The organism is Photorhabdus hainanensis, assembly GCF_018448965.1.
GTDB lineage: Bacteria > Pseudomonadota > Gammaproteobacteria > Enterobacterales > Enterobacteriaceae > Photorhabdus > Photorhabdus akhurstii.
Window position 1 is genome coordinate 1 of the sequence record NZ_RCWD01000075.1, and the last position, 6,405, is coordinate 6,405.

At 43.8% G+C, this 6,405-nt stretch carries 5 protein-coding genes and 1 pseudogene; all 6 read left to right on the forward strand.

Annotated elements, in window-relative coordinates; translation table 11 throughout:
* The first annotated feature begins 178 nt into the window (after positions 1 to 178).
* The gene (locus EAE92_RS23580) at positions 179 to 970 is read left to right on the forward strand and encodes a hypothetical protein (protein WP_214069804.1); all 792 of its coding nucleotides are present in this window, start codon (positions 179 to 181) and stop codon (positions 968 to 970) included.
* Positions 971 to 1,072: 102 nt separating this feature from the next.
* Entirely contained in the window at positions 1,073 to 2,707 is a 1,635-nt protein-coding gene (locus EAE92_RS23585; protein ID WP_214069805.1) for a DUF6708 domain-containing protein, read from the forward strand.
* A 280-nt stretch (positions 2,708 to 2,987) separates the two neighbouring features.
* Positions 2,988 to 3,752, forward strand: coding sequence for a hypothetical protein (locus tag EAE92_RS23590; RefSeq protein ID WP_214069806.1), 765 nt, complete (start codon positions 2,988 to 2,990; stop codon positions 3,750 to 3,752).
* Positions 3,749 to 4,006, forward strand: coding sequence for a PAAR domain-containing protein (locus EAE92_RS23595; protein ID WP_036779522.1), 258 nt, complete (start codon positions 3,749 to 3,751; stop codon positions 4,004 to 4,006). The genes EAE92_RS23590 and EAE92_RS23595 overlap by 4 nt, the downstream gene beginning before the upstream one ends.
* A gap of 3 nt (positions 4,007 to 4,009) precedes the next feature.
* Positions 4,010 to 5,263 (forward strand): hypothetical protein, encoded by a 1,254-nt coding sequence (locus EAE92_RS23600; RefSeq protein ID WP_214069807.1) that lies wholly within the window; start codon positions 4,010 to 4,012, stop codon positions 5,261 to 5,263.
* Positions 5,260 to 6,405: pseudogene (locus EAE92_RS23605) on the forward strand (ImcF-related family protein); the annotation flags it as partial. The gene EAE92_RS23600 and the pseudogene EAE92_RS23605, both read left to right, overlap by 4 nt.

The following is a 6,405-nucleotide window of genomic DNA, read 5'->3' on the forward strand; positions in this document are numbered from 1 at the left end:
GGACAATGCCAATACAGAGCTGGAATCTAACGCTGTCGCAACTCTATATTTACTTTGAAGGACGTTTGGATAATGTGATAACGTTGTAATCGCTAAATTAACGTGACACAGAATTCTGAACGCCCTCGTAATGCAAGAGAAACTATAAGTTTAATTAAGATGATTGATTGGAATTTTTATGAAAAAGCTTAGTATGGTCCTTTGGTTAGGTTTGATTATTGATTTGATAGCTATCGGAGGGTTTTTTTATTATTTGCAGTTACAACAGGCAACTCAAAATGGTTTAAATTATCAGAATCAAGAGACTCTTAAGGAGCTTTATCCTATTGCTCAACTGATAGCAATTGCTATTGCGATACAGATGGTCAGTGTATTATTCCTTTTTGTTCATAAAAAGCTGGCGCTCTTTTTGGCTATGCTTTCTGGTTTTATGACACTTCCGTTGGGGTTTGTTTATATCATCGGTTTTCTTTTTAGTTATAACAATTTTCGCTTTGATGGGTTTCCGCTATTTAAATTGGTAAATAAAAAGCAGCTTTCCCCTTACCTTCATTTCCGTCAGGAACGTTTTTATATCGTTGCGGTCATATTAGGGGTGGCTGCTATTATTCAGTTAAGTGCAGAAGTATCTATGGGGTACATAGGTTATGAAGCACCTATGGGGAAAGTGTTAGCTGGTGCTGCAATCGTGTCTGCTTTTAACGGTATTCGCCTTGCTTTTCGACCAGTGTTAGGTATTTATGGCAATCAATTGGTTATTACACCTTCTGCATTTAGTAAAACGTATCAGGTAGGTTGTGAGCAGGTGATAATGAAGGAAAAAGGCAAAAATATTATTAGTTTTGTTATCCAAGCTAATTCATTGAAGGAAATAGTTAATATTAATCGTAATCTTATTGAAATAGTTGATGCATATGCCGGTGTTGACGAAATTAAAAAAAGGTTAACAAAACAAGAGGCTATAGAATGAAAAGCATTATCCGTTACGGATAAATAGAGGAAAACATATGAACGAAATTGTTGCTTACAGTGCGGTTATTTGTCCGAATAGAATTCCGGCGGAGGTGTAGTTATGCAAGTAAAAGGATTGTATATCCCTTATGAACTGAATCGTCCTTTGATGTGGGAAGAAAAGGAAAATCAACTTCATCAAGGAAAACCAACTCAGATAACAAGTAAATATAGTCAGTATATTACTGATCACGACACAGTGATCCGTATGAATTCTACTTATATGGAAACGGTAGATAAATATTACCGAGAGAGGGGATTTGTTAGTGCTTTTAGTGCCACGTTCTTTTTTTGTTGCTTAGGAATAGGCTTATTTGCTATTGGTTGTATGATTTACCAATATATAAAGGGAGATCATGAAGCTCTGGTGAGCCTTCTGATTATTTTGCTTGTTATATCTCCGACTCTGTATTTTATTAGTAAATTTATCCGGAAAGAATGGTTTGCCACGACACACTACCCAATTCGTTTTAACCGCAAAACACAGATGATCTATGTTTACCGTTTTAATGGCTCGGTATTATCGGCTCCTTGGAAGGAGGTGTTTTTTACCTTGACTGAGGCAATAGATAAGAGGCGGGAATGGAGTGTCGATGGTCATATTTTGGCGGACGATCAGGAAACGGTGTTAGAGACATTTAGTCTTGGGCTTTCCGGCTGGGGGAAAGACATAATACAGGGTTATTGGGAGTTTATCCGTTGCTATATGGAGGAGGAGTGTTTACAGGAGCAGGCGGATATTATCGCTTTATGCCCTCCTATTGAGAAACAGAAAGAAAGTTATATTTTTGGATTACAGTATCTGATGCGGATGAATTCCCGTTTGGGCTGGATTTTTGGGATCATAAAGCTGCCATTTGCTCTAATTGCTAGTATTGCCCGTTATATTGCGGGGCAGACCAGCAAAATGCCGCAATGGCCTCAGGAAGTGGAAGAGGATTGTCAGGTTGATCCTGATGACCCGATTAATGTCAGCGCTGCGAATAATCCTGTGCATTTATGGCGTTATGTGTTGGCGAGTCAGACGCGGGAAGAACGTCAGGTGTTGCATAATCGTAAGTCATCAGCACGTACATGTTTGCAAGAGAAAATTGTAAAAAAATATGGGATAACATCAGAAGGGGAAGGTAAGCGGAATGTCAGTAATTTATTGAAAATATTGCAGAAGCTTGTAAAGGCAACTTCCGCAAAAAAACAGGAGAGACTACTTTTTGATTTTAGATCAGAGTTAGAAAATTATTATATTTGGCTGGAGGAGGCTGTAAAGGAAGGTAAAATTGGCTATATGATGCTTAACCCGGAACAGCCTGACGATCTACCTTCTCTCTTTGTCTATTTGAGTCAGCGACAAAATGAGCGTCCGGATTTAATTTCCGGAGTTGATAGGCCGGGGAGTATCTTCAAGGAATACGACAGTGATTATCTGTATACTCTTGCTTATACACAGGATTGTGATTTTAAATTTGTTCTCGTTGATGAGAATAATAATATTGAATTGCTTTCTAAGAATATATTGATATTGTTAGATTTATTCCGTAATTCAGATTCAGAAGGTATACAAGACCAGCCAACACGCATTCCAGAATCACGCATAGTGACCTCTGGGTCATTATCTGGATTTAAACGTGGATGTATTGTGTTTTTGGGTGCCTTATTGCTACTGGTTTTTATCTTTGTTATGTTGAAAGTCAGGTAATATAATGGCGAATATGGTGTTACTTCGGAGTATTCCTGTATTTTACTTGTGTCTGGATTTAAAAGCAGAACTCATTCCTCAATCACTGAATAGAACTCAGGTAAAAGTAGTGCTAGGTTAAAAGTAAGAAAGTAAAAAGCGAAAGGAATAATCATTAAGTTATCCTAGGAAGGGAGAATTGAAATTAACAATGTGTTAATGGTTTCCGCTCGTCTGCAAGAAAGTTTATGTAATGCAAGAGAAACTATAAGTTTAATTAAGATGATTGATTGGAATTTTTATGAAAAAGCTTAGTATGGTCATGTGGTTAGGTTTGATTATTAATTTGATAGCTGTCGGAGGGTTTTTTTATTATTTGCAGCTACAACAGGCATCTCCAAATGGTTTAGATTATCAGGAGCAAGAAGCTCTTAAGGAGTTTTATCCTATTGCTCAACTGATAGCGATTGCTATTGCGATACAGATGGTCAGCGTATTATTCCTTTTTGTCCATAAAAAGTTGGCGCTCTTTTTGGCTATGTTGTCTGGATTAGTAACGCTTCCCTTGGGATGTGTGTATATCATCGGTTTTCTTATGAGTTATAATAACTTACGATTCGCTGAGTTACCGCTATTTAATTCAGTCAATACAAAGCAACTTTCTCCTTACCTTCATTTTCGTCAGGAACGTTTTTATATCGTTGCGGTCATATTAGGTGTGGCGGCTGTTGTGCAATTCAGTATTACCGCTTCGATGGCGATATTATTAGTGGTTGCTGCAATCGTATCTGCCTTTAACGGTATTCGCCTGACTAATCGGCCTGTGTTGGGTATTTATGGCGATCAACTGGTAATTACACCTTCCTTATTCAGTAAAACCTATCAGGTGGGTTGTGAACAGGTGGCGATGGAGAAAAAAGGTGAAAAGACGATTAGTTTTATTATCCAGACTGATTCATTGAAAGAAACTGTGAATATTAAGCGTGACCTTATTAGAACCACTGATGATCATGCCGATATTGAAGAAATTGAAAAAAGGTTAATAAAACAAGAGGCTATAGAATGAAAGGCATTATCCGTATTCACGATAAAACAACACACGGTGGTCAGGTGCTAAGTGGTTCGCAGAAAATGAAATTCGGCGGTCTTGGCGTTGCGCGTAAAACCGATCCGGTTTCCTGCCCGAAACACGGTAATACCACGATTATCGAAGGTCATCCCACGCTAAAAGATAATGGCCTGCCGGTAGCCTTTCATGGTCATCGCTGTGGTTGCGGTTGCACACTGATTACTTCTTTAAACACCGCGACAGTGAGTTAATGTATGCCCGTAGATATGAGTGCTATTCCCATACCAGCAGAGCGTAAACCGGGGCCGGTAATAAAACGCTGGCTGATTGCACTGATGATATTCATATCATTGGGTGGTTGCGCCACCGTTATGTACTGGCCCGCCGGTATGCCAATTCATACCCCTTGGTTCTGGTGCTGTTTTCTGGTTTTCCCATTTCTGGTTTGGGCCGGTGCTTTTGGCATCAGGTGTTTGTGCTATCAAATCAGCCAGATATGGTCTGATAGTTGGGATTATGAGCGTGAGGTCTGTTTATATCAGGAGACACAGCGAGGTCAGCGACATTTAAATGTGCTGGCTCATGTGGTTGATGTTCCGCAAACAGTAATGACCGGTTCACTGGCGACCCAGTTAATGACACAAAAGGCGGTATTGCCTTCATGGGTGGATATGGCTCATGGTCAGGTTGTGCGTCAGATACGTTTCGATATGCCAGAACGCCCGAGCCGTGAGCGGCTTTACGAAAAAATGGCGGCGCTGTTAGCTGATGAGACACTGACCACAGCATTGCGTCAGTTACCTGTTAATTATACGGTTTTCTCGTCGTTACAGATTGATGCGGGTTTAGATGCGGCGGAATATGAAGCGGTCTGGCAGTCAGTCTGGGAAGCTTCGGGCATCAGTACTCCGTTATCAATATTGCCGGGAACGGGGCTGGATATTATTGATAGTTGGCTGGATGCCTCCCGCCATAATGCCGTTTTGCTGATAGTCGCTATTCGGCTTGCGACAGAAGTGATGGACGGTCAAGGTGATGCTGACGTTGCGTTATTGCTGAATTCAACACCCGCTCGCCAATCTACTCTGTTCGTACCACAACTTGAACCTCTCTCTGCGGTACAAGCCATAATACACCGGCCTGAACTAACCCGGGATGATGACATGAAATATGCATTGTCGCAGGCGTTGCTATGGGCTGATATTCCGGCCGACTCAATTCATCAATTGTGGTTCTCGGGCATGGGCTGCGATAACCAATCTCAGGCGATATTTACGCCGTTAATTGATCAACTTCCCAATGTGGGGAAACAGACGGAAAGGCAGTGTGATATTGACGTGCAAACCGGTTTTACCGGCATAGCTTCGCCTTGGTTAGCGGCGGCCGTTGCTATTGATGCCGTAACCACCCAAAAGCAGGCGCAATTAGTCATGAGTACGCCTGCTCCCGATAGGCTTATTCCTTGGTTTATGGTGATTAAACCCGTGGAAACACTGGAGGCAGTATGAAGAAATATATGACGTTATTCTGGGGTATTTTGGGATTACCGATGGTGCTGATAACCGTCTGTAGTCTGATGATATGGTTTAAACCGGAGTGGTTACACATACAGGGGCAGCCGTTGTTAGAAAAACAACTGGCATTTCAGTGCTATGTATTGATTGCCGGTGTACTGTTTTTGCTGATTTCTGTTCTGGTAACACGTTTGTTTGTCCATGATGCCCGTACCGCGTTTCGTTACTGGCGGCGACAAAATGAGGCGCCTGAAACGGTATCCGCATCTGCTGAACCTGACCCGGCATTCGGAGAAATGACCCGCCATTTGCGCCGTCGTTATGGTTCTTTCTGGCGGTTTAAGGTGCGCATCTTAATGGTTACAGGCGAGCCGGAACAAGTGGAAGCCATTGTCCCCGGGTTGACCGCCCAGCACTGGCAGGAAGGCGAAAACAATCTGTTGCTGTGGGGCGGCAGTTTGCAGGTTCAGCCGGATAAAGCGCAGTTACAGGCATTGCGTCAACTGCGTCGCCGTCGCCCGCTGGATGGGGTGGTGTGGGTGATGACCGAAGACCAACTTGGCCAGCGAACGCAGATGGAGACCTCGTTGCGCATGCTGGAGAAACAGGGGCAACAGCTTGGCTGGCAGGCGCCGGTGTATGTGTGGAATGTGCGTCACAGCCACTGGGACCAGCACGACCGGCCGACTCAGACCGTGGGCTGTTTTCTGTCAGAAGGGGGGACGCCCGAGATGCTGGCGCAGAGTCTGGATAGCCTGATACCCACGCTGGCGAGCCGGGGCATGGGACAGGCGATAGCGGAAAACCGTCATGATTTTCTGTTGCGACTGGCACCGTCTTTGCGGGATGGCGGGGTGGCAAGTCTGGTGAAACAGCTAACGCCGTTGTTAGAGCGGCCGCCGTTGAGGCTGGCGGGGGTGACGTTCAGCTTACCGCTGTTTGTGCCGTCAGGGATGGTGGAGCATGGCTGGCTGGTGGATGCCAGTTGGAACGGGGTGCTGGAGCATGCGCGCGATAGCCGGGGGAAAGCGGTGGGTTTTCCGTGGGAGAAAAGCGCGCGGTGGGGCGTGATAGCGCTGGCGGCGTTCTGGGGCGTGGGTAGTGTGACCTCGTTTTGGGTTAACCGTCATCAGATA